Source organism: Paenibacillus pasadenensis, assembly GCF_002864175.1.
Lineage (GTDB): Bacteria > Bacillota > Bacilli > Paenibacillales > Paenibacillaceae > Paenibacillus_O > Paenibacillus_O pasadenensis.
The window spans coordinates 2,047,219-2,068,720 of the sequence record NZ_NFEZ01000004.1 but is presented as its reverse complement, the minus strand read 5'-3'; the positions used below and the strand labels follow the sequence as shown (position 1 = coordinate 2,068,720).

Genomic DNA, 21,502 nt, shown 5'->3' with positions numbered 1-21,502 from the left:
ATACTTGATTGTATGATGACAGGCCGGGAGACACAAACGCCCCGGCCGGATATGGAGTGAACGCAAACCGATGCAACAGCTTGAACTGATCGCAACCTCTCCCATGGGCCTCGAGGCGGTCGTCGCCCGGGAGCTCAAGGACCTCGGCTACAGCGAGGCGAAGACCGAAAACGGACGCGTCACCTTCAAAGGCGGCCTGGAGGACATCGCGCGCGCGAACCTGTGGCTGCGCACGTCCGACCGCGTCCTCGTCAAGATGGCCGAGTTCCCCGCCCTCACCTTCGAGGAGCTGTTCGAGGGCGTGCGCGCCATCGACTGGCCGGACTGGATTCCGGAGAACGGAGAATTCCCGGTGAACGGCCGCTCCCAAAAATCGCAGCTGTCGAGCGTGCCCGCCTGCCAGTCGATCGTCAAAAAGGCGGTCGTCGAGCGCATGAAGGACAGCTACGGAACCGAGTGGTTCTCCGAGGACGGCGACCGCTACGTCATCGAGGTGAGCCTGCTGAACGACGTCGCGCTCATCACGCTCGACACGACCGGAGCGAGCCTGCACAAGCGCGGCTACCGCAAGCTCGTGACCGAGGCTCCGCTCAAGGAGACGATGGCCGCGGCGATGGTGCTGCTCAGCCGCTGGAATCCGTCGCGGCCGCTGTACGATCCGTTCTGCGGCTCCGGCACGATCCTGATCGAGGCGGCGATGATCGGCTGGAACGTCGCCCCCGGCCTGCGCCGCGAGTTCAACAGCAGCAGCTGGGACATCATGGGCCAGCGCCGCTGGGAACTCGCCCGCGAGGAGGCGATGGACGCCGTCCGCGACGACGTCCCGCTCGAGATCGCCGGCTCCGACATCGACCCGGAGGCGATCGAGGTCGCCGAGGCGGCCGTGCGCAAGGCCGGCTTCGCCCGCGACATCAAGCTGCAGACGCTGCCGATCGCGCGCGTGCAGCCGGCCGGCAAGTACGGGTGCATCATTACGAACCCGCCTTACGGCGAGCGGCTCGGCACCGAGAAGGAAGCGGACAAGGTCATCCGGCAGCTCGGCTTCATCGACGCCGTCAAGAAGGACTGGTCCGTCTTCGCCCTCAGCCCGTCCAAGACGTTCGAGCAGAGCTACGGCCGCTCGGCGGACAAGAAGCGCAAGCTGTTCAACGGCCGCATCGAATGCCAGCTGTACCAGTACCTCGGCCCGCTGCCTCCGCGCGGCTAGACCCCGATCCCCAAAAAAACCGGCTCCCGCCGGCAGGACCTGAAGCGTCCCGCCGGCGGCGCCGGTTTTATTTCTTGATATGAGGCTTGACCTTCTCCAGCACCTCGTCCTCGGTCGGGGCGGTCACGTAGCGGCCGTTGACAAAGACGAACGCCCGCTTGCCGCAAGGGCCGCAGTACGACTTGCAGCCGACCTTGATGTCCGCCTCCGGGTCCAGCTTCTGCAGCTTGGGCAGCAGCGTCTTGACGCGGGTGAACTTGCATTTGTCGCAGATGCGGATGTCGTTCAGCGAGGTCGGCTCTTCCGTCCCGAGAGGAGCTTCCAGCGTCTCAGTGGTCACCGTGATTGCCCTTGGCAGGGTTCGTCACGACGAAGCCCTCCTCCGGAGAATACAGGTAGTCGACCTTCACGCCGTCGAGCAGGTCGACGCCTTTTTCGAGCAGCACGTCGATCTCCTTGTCGGTGGAGACGAGCTCGTCCTTGTCGCTGCGCTCGTCGATGCCGAGGCCGTAATGCGCGTGGTCGCCGTGCGCATGCGTAATGTAGACGCGCAGGAACTTTCCTTCGTGCTCGGGCTTGTCCAGCTCCGCCTTGAGGATCTTGGCGGCGTTGCGGGTGATCTTGCAGTTCATCGGGATATCCTCCTTGGGTCTATGTCATCCATCCGCCTGCCGGGCGGGGGAATCTCGTCGATTTTCGTCTCTATCATTTTATAGAAAGCCCGTCGAAACTTCAACCCGCCGGATACTTGCCCTCCATCCAGCGGGTGAAGCCCTCGGCGGCCAGCATCGTGACGGCGATGTCGTCGATCGGCATGAACGGCATGACGTCGGGCAGCACCCAGTACAGCGCGACCGGCACCAGGAACAGCAGCTTGTGGACGGGCTTCACGTCCCGCGAGCGCAGGATCCGGAAGATCCGGGCGAATACATGCTTCCAATGGCGAAGCGAGAGCAGCTTGCGCATCGTCATTCCTCCTCGGTTCAGCTTCGCCGGCGCAGCAGGCTTTTAAACCGGCCTTCCCTTATACGAATAGAGATTCCCCGAGGTTGCGAAAGGAAAAAAGAGAGCCCGCAGGCTCTCCCGTTCCGCGGCGGAAGCCGACATCCAGCCGTCCGGCATGCCGCTATCCACCGCCCGGCGATCCTTTCTCCGCTACCGCGCCGGTCCATCCTCCTCGCGGGCCAGCCGCAGCAGCTCCTCCAGCAGAGGACGCAGACGCGCCACAATGTCGTCCTGCTGCTCCAGCGGCAGCGGGTTCGCGCCGCAGCCGAGCTCGATCGTGAAGCCCGGCCGGCGGAACCGCTGAATGAACCAGTCCTTGTAGCCGGCGTCGCTGCCCTCCAGCTCGACGGCCGCATAGCCCGAAGCGCGGGCGAGCCGCTCGGCCATGTCCCTCGCGCAGGCCGGCTCCAGCCCCCTGTAGTTCCAGTAGATCTCCTCGCCCTGCGTATGCAAGGCGGCGACGACGTCGAACGACTCCCGCTCCGTCAGCGCCGCCGCCGCGCGCGCCTCGGGCTCGCTGAGCGGGCTTTCGCCCGGGTAGTCGCGCGGTCCCGGTCCCTCCATGCCCCGCCGCCTGCGCTCTTCGTCCCAGTGGGCCGGGAACTGGTCGTTCAGGTCGACGCCGCGGATGTTGGCCTTCCAGCCGCTGAAGTCGGCGCTGCCTCTATTCCACTCCAGCAGCTGGCGCCCGTACGGATGCCCTTCCGGCACGCCGCGCAGCGCAAGCTCCACGCCGTCCGGGTTGACCATCGGCAGCAGCCAGAGCGACAGCCCGTCTGCCGGGTCGACGCCGGCGGCGCGCCGCTCGAGCAGCTCCTCGGTCCACCTCATGAGCGCCAGGCTGGTGATCCATTCGTTTGCATGGAACGAAGCGTTCAGATGCACATGCCGGCTCCCGCGGCCGATCCGCAGCAGCTCCAGCCGCTTGCCCATGACGCTCGCGCCCGCCGGCTGGCGCTGCAGCTCCGGATAGCGCAGCTGCAGCGCCGCCAGATCCTCGTCCAGCTCCGCCGGGCCGTACGGCCGCGCCTGCACGATCTTGCCGGTCCTTGCCATGCCGCTCCCCTCCTCCGAATCCGATTAGAGATGTATATGCGGCCGCAAACGCAGCTATCCCCGTCCGCTGCGCGGACGGGGATAGCTCTCAGCCGATCTGCGGGATCTGCCAGACGACCGGCGTCAGCTCGATCTGCTCGCCGAGCCACTGCTGGGCGATGCGCTTGAACAGGCGGGGATCGCCGCTGCAAAAGAACTGATGCACCGGCAGCTCCGGCTGGGAGGCGAGCTTGCCGGTCTCCTGCAGGATCGCGCTCATCTCCCGCGCCGTCTCGCTGTCGGAGCTGATCAGCTTCACGCCCGGCCCCATCACCTCGCCGATCGTGTCGGCGAGGAACGGGTAGTGGGTGCAGCCGAGGATGAGCGTGTCGAGCGGGATCTCCTTGAGCGGCTCCAGCGAGCTGCGGATCGTCTCGAACGTCTGCTCGGAGCGGAAATTGCCCTGCTCCACGAGCGGAACGAACTGCGGGCAGGCGAGGCTGGCCACATGGATGTTCGGGTTGAGGCGCTTGAGCGCTTCCTCGTACGCCTGGCTGCGAACCGTGCCGATCGTGCCGATGATGCCGACGATGCCGGACTTCGTGCTCTTGATCGCGGCCCGCGAGCCGGGATTGATGACGCCGATGACCGGGACGTCGACGCGGCTGCGGATGTGCTCCAGCGCGACGGCCGTCGCCGTGTTGCAGGCGATGATGATCATTTTAGGCTTGAACTGCATCAGATAGGTTACGAGTTCATCCGTGAACCGGACCACTTCCTCCGCTGGCCTCGGTCCGTACGGCGTCCGTGCGGTATCTCCGAAGTAGATGACCTTCTCGCGGGGCAGCTGCCGCATCACCTCGCGCACGACAGTCAGGCCTCCCACTCCGGAATCTAGGATGGCTATCGGTCTTTGCACGTACACACCGCTTTCCTTGAACGAATTGACGTCAGCTATTCGCTAAGACAGCATATGAATCCGGGCTGCCGAACGTACCTTCATCTTAGCGGATTGCTAGAGTCGGTTCAAGCAGGCGGACGCCCATCCGGCGCGGAGGAGCCGTCCCGCGGCGGCAGCCGGACCGGCAGCCGCACGGTCAGCGCCGTGCCGCCCTCCTCGTCGCTGCCGGCCGCGATCGAGCCGCCGTGCAGCTCCACGATCTTGCGGCTGATCGCGAGCCCGAGGCCGCTGCCTCCGCCCTCGCGGGTGCGCGACTTGTCGACCTTGTAGAAGCGCTCGAACAAATGCGGCAGGCTCTCGGGCGGGATCGGCGCGCCCGTGTTGGACACCGTCGCCACCGCTTCGTCGCCTTCGCGGACGAGCGAGATCGAGATGCGCTCCCGCTCCGGCGAGAACTTGACCGCGTTGTGGATGAGATTCGTCCATACCTGGCGCAGCAGGTCCTCGTCCGCCTCGATCTCGAGCGCTCCGGCCTGGACTTCCAGCTCCTGCTCCTTGGCGCTCCAGAGCGGCTCGAGCGACAGCGCGGCCGTGCGCAGCTGGGCGTCGAGGCGAAGCCGCGCCGGGCGGAACGGATGATGCTCGGAGTCGAGCGAGGCCAGGCGCAGCATGTTGTCCGACAGGCGCGAGAGGCGCTCGCTTTCCTCCTCGATGATCGCCAGATAGCGCCGCCGCTGCTCCTGCGGCAGCTGCTCGTCCTGCAGCGCGCGGGCGAAGCCGCGGATCGAGGTGAGCGGCGACTGGATCTCATGCGAGACGTTGGAGATGAAGTCCTGCCGCATCGTCTCCATCCGGCCAAGATCGGCCGCCATGTCGTTGATCCCTTGGACGAGCCGGCTGAACTCGTCGCCGCTGTCATGCGGACGGGGAAGGATGACCTGGACGGTGAAGTCGCCGCGGGCGATGCGGCTCAAGGCGTCGAAGATCGCCTTGAACAGCTCCATGTTGCGCTCGTGCATGAAGCGGCCGACGATCGCCATCGACAATCCGAACAGCAGGAATCCTCCCGCTGTCGCGGACAGATGGGCGATCAGCGGCGGCGGCGTCCAGCCGGAGAGGTCGATGGCATAAAACGAGGCGGTCCAGCAAAGGGCGATCCAGGCCAGCACAGCCGCGACGAGAGCGGCCCGCTTGATCCGCATGCCCCAGCTTGCCGGCTGCCTGGCAGGCGAGCCCCGCCTGGCCATGCCGGATGCGGCGCCTCCGCCGCGCGCCGGGGCGCCGCGCTCCCGACCGCTCACGGCCGCTCCTCCAGCCGGTAGCCGAGGCCGCGGATCGTGCGGATCTCGACGCCCGAGCCGTCCGCCAGCCGGTCGCGCAGCCGCTTGATATGCGTGTCGAGCGTGCGCTCGTCGCCCTCGTAGTCGTAGCCCCATATCTGCTCGAGCAGCTGCTCGCGAGGCAGCGTGCGTCCCGGATAGCTGGCGAGCCGGAACAGCAGCTCGAACTCCTTGCGCGGCAGCGTGTCCTCGCGGCCGCCGATCCGGCAGGTGTACGTCTCGCGGTCGAGCGTGACGGCTCCCGCCTTGACCTGCCTGGAGGAGGCGATCCGGCTGCGCTTGAGCAGCGCCTTGACGCGGGCGACGAGCTCCGGCGGATCGAACGGCTTGACGACATAGTCGTCGGTGCCGAGCTCGAAGCCTTTGACCTTATGCATCGTCTCGCCCTTGGCGGTCAGCATGAGCAGCGGCAGCTCCCGGCTGTCCTCGCGCAGCCGCCGGCACAGCTCCCAGCCGTCCATGCCCGGCATCATCAGATCGAGGATGACGAGATCGGCCGGACGATCCTCCAGCCGCGCCAGCGCCTCCGACCCGCTGGCCGCCTCCGTCGTGTCGAAGCCTTCCTTAGCCATGAAATGGACGACCAGCTCGCGGATATGGCGGTCGTCGTCGACGATGAGCAGATGGGGCATGCAGCATTCTCCTTTTTATCTCGCTGATGCCCCTAGTCTACCCCGCCAATGTGAACGGAAGTTGGACTCGCGGAATCAGCGGTACTCCGGCAGCCAGTCTCCGTGCGCCTCGATCAGATCATCGCACAGCGAGACGATGTCGTCCATCGACAGCTCCGCCGACGTATGCGGATCGAGCATCGCCGCGTGGTAGATATGCTCGCGCTTGCGCGTGACGGCCGCTTCAAGCGTCAGCAGCTGCGTGTTGATGTTCGTCCGGTTGAGCGCGGCCAGCTGCGGCGGGAGCGCTTCGACCTGCAACGGCTGGATGCCGCCGCGGTCGACGAGGCAAGGCACCTCGACGCACGCTTCCCGCGGCAGGTTCGGGATGAGTCCGTGCGTATTCATGACGTTGCCGCCGATCTTGAACGTCACGTCCGTCTCGATCGCTTCCATGATGTAGGAGGCGTATTCATGCGAGCGCTCATGCTCGAGCCCCGCGCTTCCGAGCAGCTCGTCGCGCTGGCGGTTCCAGTTCGCGATCTGCTCCACGCAGCGGCGCGGGTATTCGTCGAGCGGAATGTTGAATGTTTCGACGAGCTCGGGATAGCGGCTCTTGATGAAGTAAGGATGGTATTCCGCATTGTGCTCCGACGATTCGGTCACGTAGTGCCCGAATTTCAGCATCAGCTCGTAGCGGACCATGTCGTGGTGCTTCTCTTTCTGCTTCTCGGCCGCGCGGCGCTTGATCTCCGGGTACAGATCCTCGCCGTCCCTTGTCGCCTCCAGCAGCCACGCCATATGGTTGATGCCCGCGATCCGCGTCTTGACGCCGGCCGGATCGAGGCCGAGGTCGCGGAACAGATGCGGCACGCACACCTGCACGCTGTGGCAGAGCCCGACCGTCCGCACGTTGCCGTACGTATTCAGGTAGTTCGTCAGGACGGCCATCGGGTTCGTATAGTTGAGGAAGAGCGCGTCCGGACACACCTCGCGGATGTCGGCCGCGAAGCCCTCCAGCACCGGAATCGTGCGCAGGCTGCGGAAAATGCCGCCGATGCCGATCGTATCGGCGATCGTCTGGCGCAGGCCGTACTTTTTCGGAATCTCGAAGTCGGTCACCGTGCAAGGCTCGTATCCGCCCACCTGGATCGCGTTGATAACGTACTTCGCGCCGCGCAGCGCTTCCTTGCGGTCCGCGTACACCTTGATCTCGCAGGTGCTGCCGCTCGACCGCTTGATCGCGCCGAGCAGCTGCTCCGACTCCTTCACCCGCTGCGCGTCGATGTCGAACAGCGCCAGCTCGAACTCCTGCAGCGCCGGCGTCAGCATCGCATCGCCCAGCACGTTGCGGACGAATACCGTGCTGCCCGCTCCTAGAAACGTGATTTTCCCTTTCATGATCCAGCCTCCCTGACCTTCATGATTGTCTTGCTGCGGCTTCGCGGCCGGCGCCTGCGGGCACCGCGATGCCCGCTTCGGGCCGAGCCCGGATTTGCGCTTCGTGAAAGCGCGTTCCAGGGCAAGCGCATCCGCTTTGCCGCTCCACTCGATCTTACGGAATCGCCGGGGCGGAGCATAGGGCCGGATGAAGGGAAGCCATGGACAGATGTCTTCTTTTCGGCTACGGTAGAGGAAACTAGGCTCGGCCGGGAGGCCGGATTCGGAGGGACAAAGATGGAGACGCCGGCACAGCCCGACCATTACTCGTTCCAAGTGTGGGACAATCCAAGCGAGGCCTCGGCTGGGGAGCTCTACGTGCTGTTCAGCGGCCAGGGCAGTCCGCTGCCAGGCCACCGGAACGGTCCCGGCATCCACGATTACGCGCTTGTCCATACGGTCGCCAGCGGGCGCGGACTGTTCCGCTGGCGGGATGCGGAGCATCGGCTGGAAGCGGGCGATACGTTCGTCATCTTTCCGGGCGAGCTGTTCTTTTACGAAGCGGACGGGCAGGAGCCGTGGACGTACGAGTGGGTCGCTTTCCGCGGCTATGCGGTCTTGCCGATGCTGGCGGCGGCGGGATTGGATCCGTCGAGCCCGGTGCTGGCCGGGCGCGGCTGCGGCGACGCCTCCCGGCTGTACGGGCGGCTGCGCGAGGCGCTCGCCGGCGGCAGCAGCGCCGCCTTGTCCGATCTGGAGGCAGGCGGCTGGCTGCGGCTGCTGCTCTGCGAGCTGGCTCGGCTCCAGCCGGAGCGCGCGCGGCCTCAGGCACGCTCCTCCGACGCGGCGCGCCGCCAAGTCGACCAGGCGGTGCGCTGGCTGCAGACGCATTATGCGGAGCCCGTCTCGATCCAGGATCTGGCGCGCCGCCTCGGCTACCACCGCACCCATCTGTCCAAGCTGTTCCGCGCGTTCACCGGCCTGTCGCCGATGCAGTATCTGGGCCAGCTGCGGATGAGCCGGGCCAAGGACCTGCTCGCCACCGACTTGTCGGTCGAGCAGATCGCTTCTTCGTGCGGCTATGCGGACCCGCTCTATTTTTCCCGCCATTTCCGCCGCAGCTTCGGCTTGTCGCCTACGGCCTACCGGCAGGGGCTGGAGTGAAGCTAGGCCGGAACCTGATGCCGCTTTTCGGAGCGAGAGCTAGGCTGGAACCTGCTGCCGCTTCGCGGAGCGGGAGCTAAGCTGGAACCTGCTGCCGCTTCGCGGAGCGGGGACTCGTTCCGATCTCCTTGGAGCCCAGATTCCTTTGATCCCATTCCCCAGCTGGGGTGGAATCCGGCCTCCAAGGGAACCGCTGCCGCTTCTCCACGAGTTCCCCGTCCACTTCGCTACGGTTTCAGGATCTGCTTGCGCTTCGCGCACGACTCGCGGTTTCCAACGCCATTTAGAGATTCAACCCTACTCATGCATCCAGTTGCTCGGTTTTTCCGCGCAACTTCCTTCGTTCCACCCCTTCCGCACACGAGTTGCTCGGTTTTTCCGCGCAATTTCCTTCGTTCCTCCCCTCCGCACACGAGTTGCTCGGTTTTTCCGCGCAACTTCCTTCGCTCCGCACCCTCTCCGCACATGGGCTACTCGATTTTCTCGATCACCTTGCTGGCGCGACCAGCTAGCTGGCCTGACCGTCGAGTCGGAGCTGGTCCGTGCAGCGGGCGACCCAGGCTGCCGTCTGCCAAGGAACGGGAGACGGCTCCTTTACTCCATAAAAGGGGAGGGCAGACCCGGGACGAAAGGAGCGGAGCGTGACGATGCCTTTCGGAGAAGCGGCAGCGGTCCTCTTGGAAGACGGATGGCCTCCGAATCGGAGGTAGGGCGATCCGGGCATCCGGCTTCCAGTGGAATCGGAAAAAGGCTCGGCTCGCGCAGCACCCTGCATGAGAAAAAGCCTCTCCCGACATCCGCTTGCCGCAAAGGCTCGCATCGGTCGAAAGAGGCTTCCGATCTTGGCGTCGTGTCCGCTTAGAGCGGGCCAGACGGCTTACACTTGCATGATCTTGATCAGGTTCGTCGCGCCGGCCTTGCCCGTCGGCACGCCGCTGGAGATGACGACGAAGTCGCCGTCCTGCAGCAGGCCCGTCTTGCGTCCGCCGTCGACGGCCGACTCGAACATCGCGTCGGTCGATTCCGCGCGCTCGCCGAGCACCGGGATGACGCCGCGCAGCAGGCAAAGCTTGGCGATCGTCGTCGGCTCCGGCGTGATCGCGATGATCGGCGCCTTTGGACGATACTTGGACACCATGCGGGCCGTGAAGCCCGATTCCGTCGGCGTCAGGATCGCCTTGGCGTCGAGGTCGAGCGAGGACCCTACCGCAGCCTGGCTGATCACCTCGGTCGTCGTCGTCGCATGCAGCACCTGCCGCGTGCGGAACTGCAGGCGGTGATCGGCGAGCGACTCGGTCTTGGCGGCGATCGACGCCATGCGGCGCACCGACTCGACCGGGTACTTGCCCGCCGCCGTCTCGCCGGACAGCATGATGCAGTCCGTGCCCTGGATGACGGCATTGGCGACGTCGCTCACCTCGGCGCGCGTCGGACGAGGGTTCACCTGCATCGACTCGAGCATATGGGTCGCGACGATGACCGGCTTGCCGGCCAGGTTGCACTTGTGGATCATCTCTTCCTGCAGGGCCGGGACGTCCTCGACCGGGATCTCGACGCCGAGGTCGCCGCGGGCGACCATGATGCCGTCCGACACTTCGATGATCGCGTCAAGGTTCTCCACGCCCTCGTCGTTCTCGATCTTGGAGATGATCTGGATGTGGCCCGCCCCCTGCTCCTCCAGGATCTGGCGGATCTCCATGATGTCCTCGGCCTTGCGGACGAACGAAGCGGCGATGATGTCGACCTGCTCCTTGATGCCGAAACGGATATGGTTCACGTCCCGCTCCGTCACGCCGGGCAGGCGGGTGCGCACGCCGGGCAGGTTGACGCCCTTGCGAGGCTTGAGCGCGCCGCCGCTGACGATTCGGCAGCGGATTTCCGTGCCGCCGGACTCCAGCACCGACAGCTCGATGAGGCCGTCATCGATCAGAATCGTGCTGCCTTCCGTTACGTCCTCCGGCAGTCCGGCATAGTTGACGGAGATTCGCGATGCGTCGCCTTCGAGCTCCACGGTCGTAAGCGTCAGCTCCCCGCCGGGCACGAGCGTCACGTAAGGCTCCTTCAGCTTGCCGATCCGCACCTCCGGACCTTTGATGTCCATCAGCACCGGCACGACGGCTCCCGATACGCGAGAAGCCTCCCGGACGGCGCGGATGCGCGCGGCATGATCCTCCAGCTCCCCGTGCGCCATGTTGATGCGCGCGACGTTCATGCCGGCTTCCATCAGTTGGACGAGCACTTCCGGCGATTCGCTCGCGGGGCCGAGCGTACAGACGATTTTCGTTTTGCGTAGAGTCACAGCAATAGCCTCCTCATCTTCTGCCCCTATTGTACCTTTCTGTTCGCCAGGATTCGACATGCTATAGTATGATTAGAAAACTATAGTACGATTTAGGGGTTGCAACAGAGGAGGAATAGAATGGATTGGACCATCAGGAGGCTGCAGGGAAAGCTCGACGGCATGCCGCTGCGCGCGAGTTCCGGCAACACGCTTCAAGCGCAGCGGCACGCGAATACCGACAACCCGCTTCAAGCGCAGCTGCATGCGCATTCCTACAACCCGCTTCATGCGCCGCTGCATGCGCATTCCGACAACACGCTTCAAGCGCCGCTGCCAGGTAGCTCCTTCGAACCGCCGCTCGCAAGCTCCGGCACAACGCAGCAGGCAGGCTCGGGGATGGGGCTGCTGCTTTTGATGGCGTACGGGAGCCTTGCCTTGCGCTTGGACGCGGATGGAACGGAGCTTGAGCTGAAGCGGGGCGACATGGCTTATGCTCCGCCGGGCTCCCTGCCCTCGGTTCATGCAGGCAGCGGCCGCATGCAGGAGCTTTACCTGCTTGGAATCGAAGCGGACTGCGCATCCGTGCGGGAGCTTGGCCTGCCGTCGCAGGGAGCCTTGCTGCATACGCTGCGGCTCGACTGGATGGTAGGCCGGCTGCGCACGCTCCTCGAGGAAGACAGCGACCGCGAGCCAGGCTACCGCGTGCGCGGAGAAGGCATCGCGCTTGAGATCGCGGCGCTTTGGAGCCGCGAGGCTCATGCCGGTCGGCCGACACCGGTCGCCGAACGCCATCTGGAGCGGATGAAAGCCTACATCCAAGACAAGTATCGGGAGAAGGTCACCAAAGAAGACCTCGGGCGCTGCATCGGACGCACGCCCAACTATGCCGCCACGCTGTTCCGCCAGGGGACCGGACAGACGATCAGCGGGTACGTGCATGCCCAGCGCATGCGGACGGCGGTCTACATGCTGTCGGAATCGCTTTTGACGATAGAAGAAATAGCCGATTATCTCGGCTATGGGGAGGTTTCGTATTTTCAGCGGATATTCGGACGAACGTTCGGCATGCCGCCTTCCCGCTACGCCGGCCGCTCGGATTAGGACGCAGCCCGAGCCGCATGGACGACGCTCCGGCTCCGCCCCGATTCGCGATCGGCTCTCAGATCTTGTCGTCTTCGCCGTTCGTCTGGATCGCAGCCGCTTCTTCTTCGTCCAGGATGTCCGCCGCCTGCAGGCTGCCGGCCAGCTCCTCGATCGTATCGGCCCCTTCGATCGCGGCCGAAGAAAGGTTCGCCGATGCGATGGACACGATCGGCTCCTCCGTCTTGCGCTCCCAGAACTTGATGCCGGAAGCCAGATGATCGGCCGTGTGGATCGCCTTTTCCTTCAGCGCCGAGGCGCTTTCGGCCGTGTGGCGCGCCGCTTCGGCCGCCGAGCTGCCGATCCGCGAGCCGATCTCGCCTGCTTTGTCGGCCGCGCGCGATGCGCGCTCGCCGATGTCGCTCCGCAGCTCGCTGCCGGATTTCGGGGCGAACAGCAGCGCTGTCACCGAGCCGATGACGCCTCCGGCCAGGGCTCCGAGCAGGAAGCCCCCGCCGCGTTTCTTCGTTTGCCATTTGACCATGTCAATCTCTCCTTTCGTCATTAGGGTTCCCTTGTTCCCCGCCGGAACATGCAGGCGATCTGAGCCGGGAAGCCGCCGAGCGCACATACATCCAGCCTTCGAGCGCGGCGTCGGCGATGGCGATCGCTTCCTCGAGCTGAGGCCGGTACTTGCCGGCCGCCGAGCGGACTCTTGCTGCGGCCGCATCCGCGGTGCCGGCCGCCTGCTCGGCGATCCGCCGTGCGGCCGTGCCGGCCGTGTCCGCCGCTGCCTGCAGCGAACCGGCCGCTTCCGCAAGCGGCGCCAGCTTCTCGAGCTGCCGGCCGGCCATGACGGCCGCCTGCTCCGCCTTTCCGACGAGCGCGCGAAGCTCGCCGGCCAGCTCCGCCGTTTCGCCGAGCGTGCGCGACGAAGCCTTTTCCAGCTCCGCCGCCGTCTCGGCCAGCCGCCGCATCAGCGCCCGCGCCTGCCAAGCGGCCGCAGCCGCCGACAGGCATAGCAGCGCCGCGCAGCCCGCATACCACCATTCCATCCGCCTCGCCTCCCGCTGCATCTGTTGCCGGACCGGGCGGGAGCCCAGTTCCTGCTCTCAGTAGATGCGCCGCGGGCTCCAAGTGACACAAAAAAAAGCCAGCCCGCGAGTCCGGGCTGACGGAACGATGAAAAAAGCCGCATCCTGCGCCTTCATGGCGGCGGATGCGGCTAATGATGCTACTGTTCTTTTTGCAGATAGTGCCCGACCTGATCGCTGAAGCGCCGCAGCCAGCCGGCCAGCTCCGGCGTATACGGATGCAGCTCGCCGCGAGGCCAGCTGTAGAACTCCTGCACGAGCGGGCGGCGCAGCGCCGTCAGCGCTTTGAGCCGGTCGGCCAGCTCCGCGTCCACCACCTCTTCGCCGCCGATGATCTCGATGATGTCGCTGTAGCTGCTCGCTTCCCGCATGATGTAGCCGTCGATGAGGCAGCTGCCGACATCGGTGACCGTCTCGATCGCGAGATGGAGCAGCCGCTCCTGCGCGAGTCCGTGGAGCGTCGAGCCGTTCCAGGATGCCGCGAGCTCGTCGAGCGCGTCCGCCAGCTCCGGTATTCCATCCAGCCGCAGCCGGATGTCCTGCACGTTCACATAATACATGAAGCGCCTCCGTGAATGCTTATTTCTTCTTTTTGCCGCGACGCTTCAGCCAGACGATCATGATGATGCTGCTGATGACGACGACAAAAAGATAGGTGATCATCATATAGAAGTCTTCCCCGAGCGACTGCTGCTCTTCCATGAATGAATGCTTCCTCCCCGGCTCCGCTTAGGATTCGTAATCGACGGCGACGGACGATTCCCGCGCCTCGTTCATATGGCGGATGACATCCTGATGGACCGGATGGACCTGATACTCGCCCAGCGCCTCGAGAGAGTCGAACTTCGTCACGAGCGCGATGTCGTAGGAGCGCTCCGAGTGGACGACGTCCTTGCCGACCTCCAGATGGCGGAGAACCTCGATCTTGCCCTCCATGGCGCGCAGGACGGCCGCCGTGGCCTCGACGCTCTCGGGAGAGCGGTCCTTCAGGCGGAAAAAGACGATATGAGTCAACATTGCCGCGTATCCTCCAATCCAGTTGTGCCCGCAGGCGGAAGGGCCTTGTCCGCCGTCTGCATGTCCGGCGCCCTTTTGACCCATAATAACGCAAGCCGTACGATTCGGCAATGCCGGCGGAAGGGAGCTTTGCCCATATGCGCTATCCGGTCACGCTTGCTGCGACAGCCCTCGGCCTGATCCTGTGCCTGTTCAGCTCGACGGGCTACGACCCCCATAATGTGTTCTTCTTCATGTTCAGTCCGGTCGCTTGGATATCCGACGTGTTCTACGACATCCACAAGACGCCGGTCATCGTCATGTACGCCTTGACGGTGCTGTGCTACGCCGTCATCGGCTATGCCTGCGACCGGCTGATCGCGGCTGGCCGCAGGCGCAGGCGCGTCTGAAGCCGCATCGGCGGACGCCCATGGACGCCGCGCTCCGCGCGCGAAGCAGCCCGGCAGCGAAGCTCCCCCTCTAAAAGAAGGAGCGCGCCGCCGGGCTGCCGCCGTTTCCGCCGCCGTCAGGCCGGCTTCAGCCTGCCCGCGTCCAGCACGAGCACCCGGTCGCAAAACGGGAGCACCCGCTCGTCATGCGTCACGACGACGCCCGCCTTGCTGCGCGCCTTCACCTCTGCGCGAAGCATCTCCATGACATCCGCGCCGCGCGCCGCGTCGAGGCTCGCCGTCGGCTCGTCCGCGAGGATGACCTCGGGCCCGTTCATCCAGGCCCGGGCGATCGCCGCCCGTTGCTTCTCCCCTCCCGACAGCCGCTCCGGATACGCCTTGCGCCGGCCGCCGAGGCCGAGCCGCTCCAGCAGCTCCCGCGAGCGCGCCGCCGCCTCCGCCCGCGGCATGCCGGCAAGCCTGGCGACGAGCAGCAGCTGCTCCTCCACCTTCAAGTAAGGGATCAGGTTCGCCGATTGAAAGATGAAGCCGAGCTTGCCGAGACGCAGCTGCGCGAGCCGCATCGCGTCCATGCCGGACAGCGGCTGCCCGTCGATGCGCACCTCGCCGCCGTCCGGCGACAGCAGCGCCCCCGCGATCGACAGGAATGTGCTCTTGCCGGAGCCGGACGGCCCGGTCACCGCGACCAGCTCGCCCTCCCCCACCTCGAGCGACAATCCGTCCAAAATCGTCCTTTCCTTCTCCCCGTCCGTGAACGCATGCGTGATTCCGTCCAGCACGAGCTTCGCCTTCGTCCTGTTCATGCCGTTGTCCTCCCTATCGCTTCCAGCGCATCGGCGCGGGCTACTTTGACGATCGATACGAGCGAGCCGGCGGCCGATGTCGCCAGGAACAAGCCGCAGGTGGCGAGCAGCGTCATCTCGTCCAGCCGGAACGGCAGCGAGGCCGGCAGCACGGCGCGGAAGCCCGCGATCAGCAGCAGGCTCGCGGCCAGGCTAGCCGCCGCCAGCAGCAGCACCTGCCCCGCGACGCTGCGCGCCAGATAGCCGGTGCCGGCGCCGATCGCCTTGAGGATGCCGAACTGGCCGAGCTTCTGGAGCGTCATGACATAAAAGAATACCGCCAGCACAAACGCCGAGATGACATAGAGGAACGCGATCATCATCGACAGCGAGCCTTGCTCCGCCGAGTAGCCGGGGATCGCCTCGATCACCTGGCGCTTGCTCAGCAGCGCCGTGTCCGGCAGCTCTGCCGCGATCGCCTCCAGCCGCTGCGCGTCGCCCTGCAAGGCGATCGCATTGTACGGCGCCGAGCCCGCCGGCTCGCCGCCGCCGCTGGCAGCTCCGCCGCGGACCGGCCGAGCCAGCTCCGCCCATTCGGCCGGACTGACGAACAGCGCCGGCGTATGGCTGAACGATTCGTCCTGCGCGAAGCCGACGATTTCCCAGCTCCGTCCGCTGGCCGTATCGGTCAGCACCCCGCCGATGCGCGCCCCCGCAGCCTTCAGCTGCGCGTCCGCCAAGGCCTTGCCCGTATCGCCCGGCGCAAGCGCAGCGCCCTCTACCACCGGCGGAGCGAGCCAGCCCTCCGGATCGACGGCGAGCACCGCCGCGTCGGCCTTGCCGGCTCCGTCGACCTCGACCGCAGCCATCCGCACGCCGAGCGCCTCCGACTTGCCTTCCCCAGCCAGCTCGCGAATCCGCTCCGCCTGCGGGGCGGCCAGCTCCGAGCGCGCCAGCCGATGCTCGGCATCCGCCGACAGCAGAAACGCGTCCGCCGGCATGTTGACGACCGAGGACGCGTTCGCGTAGCTCAGTCCTTTGGCCAGCCCCGTCACGAACAGCACGAGAAAGGACACCAGAATCAATATCGCCGCCATCAGCGCGTACCTCAGCTTCGAATGCCTCATTTCCCGAAGCGCCAAAAACATCCTTCATCGCCTCCTTGTCTCGATGCATTCAGCTTAGGGACGGCGTATGAACGGAGCGTGAACCGCTGGTTACATCGGCGATGGCGCACGAAGCGCGCAAAAAAAGCGCCCCCCGAAGGGAGCGCTTGATCCGGCGGCGCCGATTATTCGACGACGAGCGTCGATTTCATGTCGGCATGGCCGATGCCGCACATGACCGAGCAGTGCATTTCATAACGGCCTGGCTTGTCGAAGGTCACTTCCTGCTCCATCGTATCGCCTTGCAGGTCGATGCCGAGCTCCTCGATGCCGAGTCCATGGATGCCGCTCTTGTTATGCAGCACCAGCTTGTACTTCTGGCCGGCTTTGACGACGTATTCCTGCTTGTCGAAGACGAAATCGTTGGAGGCGGTCACCTTGAGCAGCTCCACGCCTTCCGGCAGATCCGCCGTCTCGTCCTTCGGACCTTCCGGCAGGCCGAGCGTAAGCATGTAGATGCCGACGCCAGCGGTAATGACGAGCAGAATTGACATAATCCATTTCATGAGGTTCTTGCTCCCCTTTGCATTAATGATGATCCAGTTTTGTCCATAGCTATTTCTTACTATAACGAATAAAGGGGGTCCATCACAAGCTTCAACCGCTTCCATGCGGACATCGAGGGCAAGATTTTGACAATTCATTGAACATTCCGTGTCGTTCACTCGTCCTTGCGGCGGAAGATTTCGATCGCCGACCGCAGCTTTTCCGGCAGCGGCAGCCCGATGCGTCCGCAGTTCTCCACGATGGACAGCAGCTCGTTGCCGATGTAGAAATAGATCGCGGCGCCCATCACCGCGCTTCCGCCGCCCAGCAGCTCGTCGATCCGATGCGCGATCAGAATGATGAGCAGCGTCAGTCCTTTGCGCGCGAGCCCCCAGGAGCCGACGATGCTGCTCAGCCCCCGCCGCTCCTTGAGCGAAGCGGAGATTCCGGTGATATAGTCCACCGCCATGCAGACGAGCAGCAGCGTCAGCGACTCGTGCCAGATGCCGAAGGCAAAGCTGACGATCGAGCCGATGACGGCGGCGAGCGGCACGGCCAGTCCGTCTTTCATGGCGCATTCCTCCTCTATCGGGTTCGATAGAACAGTTTATGCGCCGTCTTGTCCTGCGGACTGTTTGTCCGCCTGCACGCCGCAGGTCAGCTGAGGTTGAATTTGCCCGTGTGGATGAGCTCCAGCTTCACTACCGCCTCGAGCTGGCTGGGCTTCGGAATCCATTCCCGCCCGCTGTTGAGCCGCTTCCAGAACGGGTAGTCGTCCCGATACAGCTTATCTCCGAGCAGCAGCACGTCGACGCCGGTCTCGCAGCCTTTGCGGAACGTGTCCATGATCTCGCTTCGGATCGCCTCCTCCACTTGCCGCGTGATCTCCTGCTCGTCCAGATTGCCGTCCAGCTCGACGACATGGCCCTCCAAGCTCACCTCCATCCGGAAATGCGGTTCCCCATCGGATACGTCCATGCTGACGCGCGGCCGGGAGCGGGTGATGCTGACGCTCGCGTTCGGCTGGCCCTGCTTGTCCCCGTCTCCCCCGTCCTCTTTCGATTTCGTATTCACCACATACTGCAGGAAGGAAGGATCGATCCAGCGGAAGCCCTCCGTGTCTTCCAGCGGCAGGAACCGCTTGAACTTGCGGTGGTTGAATGCGAACAGCCCGTCGTACGCCTGCACCTTCAGCTCCCGGTCGGACTGCAGCCAATTGCCTTTGTCCAGCTTCAGGGAAGGAAGCATCGCCGTGAAGCCTTCCTCGTCGAGGAAGCGGACGAGCTCCTGCATGCTGATCGGCCGGATATAGCTGCTCTGCGCGTACTGGCTGCTCGGGTTGTACAGCACGCTGAGCAGCGGCGAGGAGCCGAAGAACGATTCCGTCTGGAGCAGCTCGGCGATCGGCCCCCGCGTGCCGAAGACGAGCGTCGTATAGCGGGAAGCCCGCTGGCGGTTGTTCGCGTCGAGAATGTCGCTCATCAGCGGCAGCGCCCGCTCGTGGACGATCATCGCCTTCAGGTGCTCCATATTGAGGACGAACTGGCTCGTCCGCTGCAGGTTGCCCATCGCGGTCAGCAGCGTCTTTCCTTTGGCGGTTCCCACCCATACGTTGCCGTTGCCGGGACCCGCGCCTTTCTGCTTGGCGATCGCCTTGAACTGGATCAGCTGCGTGTAGACGACATACTGGCCGTCGACGTAGTCGACTCCGAGCGCCGACACGTACCCTTGATCGGTCATGTCGATCTCGTCCCAGCATCCCTGAAGCAGCAGCGCCGGCAGCAGCGCCGCGACGAGCCGGAGCCAGGCGGCGCGGGAGGCGCGCCGGCTAGTCATGGCTTCCGCCTCCGCCTTGCAGCCTGCGCTTCTTCCACGGCAGCTGCAGGAAGCTCGGCAGCATGTTCTTGAATTCCATCGTCGCGAGCGGAGCCATGTAGGGGCGGCCGAACGACTCCAGCGAGCACACATGGACGACGATCGCCAGCAGGCTGATGAAAAAGCCGAACATGCCGAGCACGGAGGCCGCGGCGAGCACGGCGTAACGCAGCACCGTGACCGTCCCGTTCAGCGTCTGGTTGACGAGCGAGAACGTCGCGACGGCGGTGACGGCGGCGACGACGAGCATCGTCGGCGACGTGAGGCCGGCTTCGATCTCCGCGTTGCCGACGATCAGCCCGCCGACGACCGACACGGTCTGCCCGACCGCCCGCGGCAGCCGCACCCCAGCCTCGCGGAACAGCTCGAACATCGTCAGCATGAGGAACATTTCCATCGTGCTCGAGAACGGCAGTCCGCTGCGCGAAGTGGAGATCGTCGCCAGCAGGTTGAACGGGATCTGGTCCGTGTTGAACGAGCAGAGCGCGATCCAGAAGCCGGGAGCGAACAGGCTGAGGAACAGCCCGATGAAGCGCAGCGTCCGCTCCAGGGAGACATAGAAGTACGGCATGTGCAGGTCTTCGGGCGACTTGAGGAGGAAGGCGAGATCCGCCGGCGCGATGACGCAGGCGGGATTGCCGTCGACGAGGATCGCGATGCGCCCGGCCATCAGCGACGAGGCGACGAAGTCAGGGCGTCCGCTGTAGTGGACGAGCGGGAACATCTTTCCCTTGCCGTCGGAGACAAGCGCCTCGATCTGCGTGCTGCTCTCGATGGAGACGACCGAATCGGCGATGTTCTCCAGCCTGCGCCGCGCGCTCTCGACGATCGCCGGCTCGGCGAGGCTCGCCATGAACAGAAGCGCGATCTGCGTGCGGGACTCGCTTCCCGCCGTCAGCAGGTCGATCTGCAGGTCCGGCGTCTTCAGCCGCCGGCGCACGAGGCTGATGTTCTGCTGGATGTTCTCGACAAAGCCGTCGCGCGGCCCTTTGAGCGATACTTCCATGACCGACTCGTCGGGCTGCCGGACCGACAGGTTGGCGATGTCCGACAGGTAGATCCGCTGCTCCTCCCCCTCGCCGGCGAGGATAAGCACCGCTCCGCTGAACAGAGCCTCGAACAGGTTCTGGACTTCGTCCGCCGGATCGAAATGGAGCAGCTTCGTGTCCGAGCCGGCTACGATCCGGCCGCCATGCTGCCTGAGCTCGCTCAGCACGGACAGCTGGAACAGCGTGGAGTCGATCAGGTTCGGACAATACAGCAGCACGACATCCTTCTGCCCGCCTTGCTCGGTCATCAGCCCCGAATCCAGCATCTCGACGTCGCCGCAGCCTTCCAGCTTGTCCAGCAGCTCTTCCTTCGTCCAGCGGCGGCGCCGGACGCCGTCCCGCTCCCGGGACCGGTCCTGGCCGCTGCCGCGCGCGCGGCCGACCGAGAACGCCGACCGGCTGCCCGATTTTCCTTGTTGGGTCATGTCTGTCCTCCTTTGCTTCCGCCAGCCGGCTTCGAACGGCTGCTTCGCGCCAGCGCCGCCACGAGCCAGCTGCCCAGGCTGACCAGCAGCAGCAGCAGTCCGGATGCCGGGAAATAATACACCATCAGCTCGCGATACGGAATCATATGGTCCGTGACCAGCTGGGCCAGCGGGGTCAGCGCTGCGAACAGCAGCCAGCCGTACGCCGCCTTCGCCTTGGGCCGCCGGATCCCGAGCAGCTCCTGGACGAGATAGAGGCTGATCGCGATGCGGATGAGCGACCCGGACAGCCACTGGTAGACCGCGAAGAAGTCGAGATGCTCGATGTACTTGCCGATCTGGACAAGTCGCCACTGCGAGAAGGCCGGATAGCGCATCTTGGCCGCCTCGGTCGGCCCGAACTGCGTGATCGCTCCAAGCAGCGGCCCCATCGTCAGCAGCACGAGCGCCACCATGAGCAGGAGGAGCTGCCACAAGGCGAACTTCTGCCGGATATGGTGCTGATACAGCACGAGGATGTAGATCTCGACGAGAGAGCAGCCCGCAAGCAGCGCCCCGTGCCACACCGGGGTGAATCCCTGCACGAGGAACGGCTTGAGGAACTGGTAGTCCTTATGCGGCATGTTCGCTCCCATGACGAAGTCTCCGAACAAGACGACGAACGGCAGCAGGACGCATGAGGCGAAAGCGATCGTCCGCAGCCCTTTGGAGACGGCATAAAGCGAGACGCCGAGCAGGCAGATCGCGAACATGAAATTGGGCGTAGCCGGCAGATAGGTCGACTTGCTCCAGGAAATGGTGTCGATGAGCGAATTGAATGCGGTCGCCAGCAGCACGACAAGCACCGGCAGCTTCAGCGCCCATGAGCCGGCCTTGCCGAGCGTCCGCTCCGCCGCCGACCAGAACGGCTCGCGCAGCCGCTTCATCGTGCCGTAGACAGGCAGGCATATCCACAGGACGCCGAGCACGCAGGCGAGCAGCGGACTGATCCAGCTGTCGCGGCCGGCGACACGAAGGATAATGGGCAAGATCAGGACGTGATTGACGAGTCCGACCGACAGCACGAGAATGAACACGGCCGGCAAGCGGCCGATCTGGTTCGCGGCCTGCATGCGATCCCCTCCTTTTGGGGTTAGATTATCCCTCTATCGGCAGGAATATCCAAAAGCGAGGCCGGCAGGCTTCAATTCAAAAAGCCTTCCCGCTCCGGCAGCG

At 64.9% G+C, this 21,502-nt stretch carries 25 protein-coding genes; 4 read left to right on the top strand and 21 right to left on the bottom strand.

Annotated elements, in window-relative coordinates; genetic code table 11:
- Positions 1 to 70 precede the first annotated feature (70 nt).
- Positions 71 to 1,207, top strand: coding sequence for a THUMP domain-containing class I SAM-dependent RNA methyltransferase (locus B8V81_RS18350; RefSeq protein WP_028599485.1), 1,137 nt, complete (start codon positions 71 to 73; stop codon positions 1,205 to 1,207).
- A gap of 67 nt (positions 1,208 to 1,274) precedes the next feature.
- On the opposite strand, the gene B8V81_RS18345 is transcribed toward B8V81_RS18350, so the two are convergent.
- The 8 genes from B8V81_RS18345 to melA form a co-directional block, all read right to left on the bottom strand.
- On the bottom strand, positions 1,275 to 1,547 hold the full coding sequence (locus B8V81_RS18345; protein ID WP_228551390.1) for a YuzB family protein: 273 nt from the start codon (positions 1,545 to 1,547) through the stop codon (positions 1,275 to 1,277).
- Positions 1,537 to 1,839 carry an iron-sulfur cluster assembly accessory protein gene (locus tag B8V81_RS18340; protein WP_028599483.1) on the bottom strand — a complete coding sequence of 101 codons (303 nt, stop codon included), beginning with the start codon at positions 1,837 to 1,839 and terminating at the stop codon, positions 1,537 to 1,539. The genes B8V81_RS18345 and B8V81_RS18340 overlap by 11 nt, the downstream gene beginning before the upstream one ends.
- A gap of 100 nt (positions 1,840 to 1,939) precedes the next feature.
- Positions 1,940 to 2,179, bottom strand: coding sequence for a hypothetical protein (locus B8V81_RS18335; protein WP_028599482.1), 240 nt, complete (start codon positions 2,177 to 2,179; stop codon positions 1,940 to 1,942).
- A 183-nt stretch (positions 2,180 to 2,362) separates the two neighbouring features.
- Positions 2,363 to 3,268, bottom strand: a complete 906-nt coding sequence (locus tag B8V81_RS18330) for a M14 family metallopeptidase (RefSeq protein ID WP_101808930.1) — start codon at positions 3,266 to 3,268, stop codon at positions 2,363 to 2,365.
- Positions 3,269 to 3,356: 88 nt separating this feature from the next.
- Complete coding sequence (racE, locus tag B8V81_RS18325) at positions 3,357 to 4,166, bottom strand: glutamate racemase (RefSeq protein ID WP_028599481.1); 810 nt, start codon at positions 4,164 to 4,166, stop codon at positions 3,357 to 3,359.
- A gap of 107 nt (positions 4,167 to 4,273) precedes the next feature.
- Entirely contained in the window at positions 4,274 to 5,449 is a 1,176-nt protein-coding gene (locus tag B8V81_RS18320; protein ID WP_228551387.1) for a sensor histidine kinase, read from the bottom strand.
- A complete protein-coding gene (locus tag B8V81_RS18310; RefSeq protein WP_028599480.1) occupies positions 5,446 to 6,120 on the bottom strand; it encodes a response regulator transcription factor in 675 nt (224 codons plus the stop codon). The genes B8V81_RS18320 and B8V81_RS18310 overlap by 4 nt, the downstream gene beginning before the upstream one ends.
- A gap of 75 nt (positions 6,121 to 6,195) precedes the next feature.
- The gene (gene melA / locus B8V81_RS18305) at positions 6,196 to 7,500 is read right to left on the bottom strand and encodes an alpha-glucosidase/alpha-galactosidase (RefSeq protein ID WP_043111524.1); all 1,305 of its coding nucleotides are present in this window, start codon (positions 7,498 to 7,500) and stop codon (positions 6,196 to 6,198) included.
- A gap of 276 nt (positions 7,501 to 7,776) precedes the next feature.
- Here melA and B8V81_RS18300 point away from each other — a divergent pair, with 276 nt between their 5' ends.
- Positions 7,777 to 8,643, top strand: coding sequence for an AraC family transcriptional regulator (locus B8V81_RS18300; protein WP_101808928.1), 867 nt, complete (start codon positions 7,777 to 7,779; stop codon positions 8,641 to 8,643).
- A gap of 877 nt (positions 8,644 to 9,520) precedes the next feature.
- Here B8V81_RS18300 and pyk read toward each other — a convergent pair.
- The gene (gene pyk / locus B8V81_RS18295) at positions 9,521 to 10,942 is read right to left on the bottom strand and encodes a pyruvate kinase (protein WP_043111522.1); all 1,422 of its coding nucleotides are present in this window, start codon (positions 10,940 to 10,942) and stop codon (positions 9,521 to 9,523) included.
- Between the two features lie 120 nt (positions 10,943 to 11,062).
- On the opposite strand from pyk, the gene B8V81_RS18290 reads away from it, so the two are divergent.
- A complete protein-coding gene (locus tag B8V81_RS18290; protein WP_052333374.1) occupies positions 11,063 to 12,025 on the top strand; it encodes an AraC family transcriptional regulator in 963 nt (320 codons plus the stop codon).
- Between the two features lie 58 nt (positions 12,026 to 12,083).
- Here B8V81_RS18290 and B8V81_RS18285 read toward each other — a convergent pair whose 3' ends face one another.
- The 5 genes from B8V81_RS18285 to B8V81_RS18270 form a co-directional block, all read right to left on the bottom strand.
- The gene (locus B8V81_RS18285) at positions 12,084 to 12,548 is read right to left on the bottom strand and encodes a YtxH domain-containing protein (protein ID WP_052333373.1); all 465 of its coding nucleotides are present in this window, start codon (positions 12,546 to 12,548) and stop codon (positions 12,084 to 12,086) included.
- A gap of 1 nt (position 12,549) precedes the next feature.
- Positions 12,550 to 13,059 carry a DUF948 domain-containing protein gene (locus B8V81_RS25365; RefSeq protein ID WP_101808927.1) on the bottom strand — a complete coding sequence of 170 codons (510 nt, stop codon included), beginning with the start codon at positions 13,057 to 13,059 and terminating at the stop codon, positions 12,550 to 12,552.
- 179 nt (positions 13,060 to 13,238) lie between these two features.
- Positions 13,239 to 13,658 carry a DUF86 domain-containing protein gene (locus B8V81_RS18275; RefSeq protein WP_101808926.1) on the bottom strand — a complete coding sequence of 140 codons (420 nt, stop codon included), beginning with the start codon at positions 13,656 to 13,658 and terminating at the stop codon, positions 13,239 to 13,241.
- Between the two features lie 19 nt (positions 13,659 to 13,677).
- Entirely contained in the window at positions 13,678 to 13,800 is a 123-nt protein-coding gene (locus B8V81_RS26075; RefSeq protein WP_280522979.1) for a hypothetical protein, read from the bottom strand.
- Positions 13,801 to 13,827: 27 nt separating this feature from the next.
- Complete coding sequence (locus B8V81_RS18270; protein WP_028599472.1) at positions 13,828 to 14,115, bottom strand: Dabb family protein; 288 nt, start codon at positions 14,113 to 14,115, stop codon at positions 13,828 to 13,830.
- 137 nt (positions 14,116 to 14,252) lie between these two features.
- Between B8V81_RS18270 and B8V81_RS18265 the strand changes: the two genes are divergently transcribed.
- Complete coding sequence (locus tag B8V81_RS18265) at positions 14,253 to 14,504, top strand: hypothetical protein (RefSeq protein ID WP_028599471.1); 252 nt, start codon at positions 14,253 to 14,255, stop codon at positions 14,502 to 14,504.
- Positions 14,505 to 14,620: 116 nt separating this feature from the next.
- Here B8V81_RS18265 and B8V81_RS18260 read toward each other — a convergent pair whose 3' ends face one another.
- From B8V81_RS18260 to B8V81_RS18230, 7 genes are all read right to left on the bottom strand, one after another.
- A complete protein-coding gene (locus B8V81_RS18260) occupies positions 14,621 to 15,307 on the bottom strand; it encodes an ABC transporter ATP-binding protein (RefSeq protein ID WP_101808925.1) in 687 nt (228 codons plus the stop codon).
- Entirely contained in the window at positions 15,304 to 16,434 is a 1,131-nt protein-coding gene (locus B8V81_RS18255; RefSeq protein WP_101808924.1) for an ABC transporter permease, read from the bottom strand. The genes B8V81_RS18260 and B8V81_RS18255 overlap by 4 nt, the downstream gene beginning before the upstream one ends.
- A 143-nt stretch (positions 16,435 to 16,577) precedes the next feature.
- Positions 16,578 to 16,958 carry a cupredoxin domain-containing protein gene (locus tag B8V81_RS18250; protein WP_052333372.1) on the bottom strand — a complete coding sequence of 127 codons (381 nt, stop codon included), beginning with the start codon at positions 16,956 to 16,958 and terminating at the stop codon, positions 16,578 to 16,580.
- Positions 16,959 to 17,113: 155 nt separating this feature from the next.
- Complete coding sequence (locus B8V81_RS18245) at positions 17,114 to 17,509, bottom strand: phage holin family protein (RefSeq protein ID WP_028599467.1); 396 nt, start codon at positions 17,507 to 17,509, stop codon at positions 17,114 to 17,116.
- Positions 17,510 to 17,595: 86 nt separating this feature from the next.
- Positions 17,596 to 18,774 carry a Ger(x)C family spore germination protein gene (locus tag B8V81_RS18240; RefSeq protein WP_180968486.1) on the bottom strand — a complete coding sequence of 393 codons (1,179 nt, stop codon included), beginning with the start codon at positions 18,772 to 18,774 and terminating at the stop codon, positions 17,596 to 17,598.
- Positions 18,767 to 20,287 (bottom strand): spore germination protein, encoded by a 1,521-nt coding sequence (locus B8V81_RS18235; RefSeq protein ID WP_101808922.1) that lies wholly within the window; start codon positions 20,285 to 20,287, stop codon positions 18,767 to 18,769. Before B8V81_RS18235 ends, B8V81_RS18240 begins: the two co-directional genes overlap by 8 nt.
- Entirely contained in the window at positions 20,284 to 21,399 is a 1,116-nt protein-coding gene (locus B8V81_RS18230) for an endospore germination permease (protein WP_101808921.1), read from the bottom strand. The genes B8V81_RS18235 and B8V81_RS18230 overlap by 4 nt, the downstream gene beginning before the upstream one ends.
- Positions 21,400 to 21,502 lie beyond the last annotated feature (103 nt).

What these genes read in the sequence shown, in the direction of transcription:
- B8V81_RS18275 (WP_101808926.1), bottom strand. Translation starts at nt 13,658, where the DNA reads ATGTATTATGTGAACGTGCAGGACATCCGGCTGCGGCTGGATGGAATA.
- B8V81_RS18300 (WP_101808928.1), top strand. Translation starts at nt 7,777, where the DNA reads ATGGAGACGCCGGCACAGCCCGACCATTACTCGTTCCAAGTGTGGGAC.
- B8V81_RS18245 (WP_028599467.1), bottom strand. Translation starts at nt 17,509, where the DNA reads ATGAAAGACGGACTGGCCGTGCCGCTCGCCGCCGTCATCGGCTCGATC.
- B8V81_RS18255 (WP_101808924.1), bottom strand. Translation starts at nt 16,434, where the DNA reads ATGTTTTTGGCGCTTCGGGAAATGAGGCATTCGAAGCTGAGGTACGCG.
- B8V81_RS18235 (WP_101808922.1), bottom strand. Translation starts at nt 20,287, where the DNA reads ATGACCCAACAAGGAAAATCGGGCAGCCGGTCGGCGTTCTCGGTCGGC.
- B8V81_RS18230 (WP_101808921.1), bottom strand. Translation starts at nt 21,399, where the DNA reads ATGCAGGCCGCGAACCAGATCGGCCGCTTGCCGGCCGTGTTCATTCTC.
- B8V81_RS18265 (WP_028599471.1), top strand. Translation starts at nt 14,253, where the DNA reads ATGCGCTATCCGGTCACGCTTGCTGCGACAGCCCTCGGCCTGATCCTG.
- B8V81_RS18340 (WP_028599483.1), bottom strand. Translation starts at nt 1,839, where the DNA reads ATGAACTGCAAGATCACCCGCAACGCCGCCAAGATCCTCAAGGCGGAG.
- B8V81_RS18285 (WP_052333373.1), bottom strand. Translation starts at nt 12,548, where the DNA reads ATGGTCAAATGGCAAACGAAGAAACGCGGCGGGGGCTTCCTGCTCGGA.
- B8V81_RS18240 (WP_180968486.1), bottom strand. Translation starts at nt 18,774, where the DNA reads ATGACTAGCCGGCGCGCCTCCCGCGCCGCCTGGCTCCGGCTCGTCGCG.
- B8V81_RS18250 (WP_052333372.1), bottom strand. Translation starts at nt 16,958, where the DNA reads ATGAAATGGATTATGTCAATTCTGCTCGTCATTACCGCTGGCGTCGGC.
- B8V81_RS26075 (WP_280522979.1), bottom strand. Translation starts at nt 13,800, where the DNA reads ATGGAAGAGCAGCAGTCGCTCGGGGAAGACTTCTATATGATGATCACC.
- B8V81_RS18290 (WP_052333374.1), top strand. Translation starts at nt 11,063, where the DNA reads ATGGATTGGACCATCAGGAGGCTGCAGGGAAAGCTCGACGGCATGCCG.
- B8V81_RS18330 (WP_101808930.1), bottom strand. Translation starts at nt 3,268, where the DNA reads ATGGCAAGGACCGGCAAGATCGTGCAGGCGCGGCCGTACGGCCCGGCG.
- B8V81_RS18260 (WP_101808925.1), bottom strand. Translation starts at nt 15,307, where the DNA reads ATGAACAGGACGAAGGCGAAGCTCGTGCTGGACGGAATCACGCATGCG.
- B8V81_RS18310 (WP_028599480.1), bottom strand. Translation starts at nt 6,120, where the DNA reads ATGCCCCATCTGCTCATCGTCGACGACGACCGCCATATCCGCGAGCTG.
- B8V81_RS18335 (WP_028599482.1), bottom strand. Translation starts at nt 2,179, where the DNA reads ATGACGATGCGCAAGCTGCTCTCGCTTCGCCATTGGAAGCATGTATTC.
- melA (WP_043111524.1), bottom strand. Translation starts at nt 7,500, where the DNA reads ATGAAAGGGAAAATCACGTTTCTAGGAGCGGGCAGCACGGTATTCGTC.
- B8V81_RS18350 (WP_028599485.1), top strand. Translation starts at nt 71, where the DNA reads ATGCAACAGCTTGAACTGATCGCAACCTCTCCCATGGGCCTCGAGGCG.
- B8V81_RS18270 (WP_028599472.1), bottom strand. Translation starts at nt 14,115, where the DNA reads ATGTTGACTCATATCGTCTTTTTCCGCCTGAAGGACCGCTCTCCCGAG.
- B8V81_RS25365 (WP_101808927.1), bottom strand. Translation starts at nt 13,059, where the DNA reads ATGGAATGGTGGTATGCGGGCTGCGCGGCGCTGCTATGCCTGTCGGCG.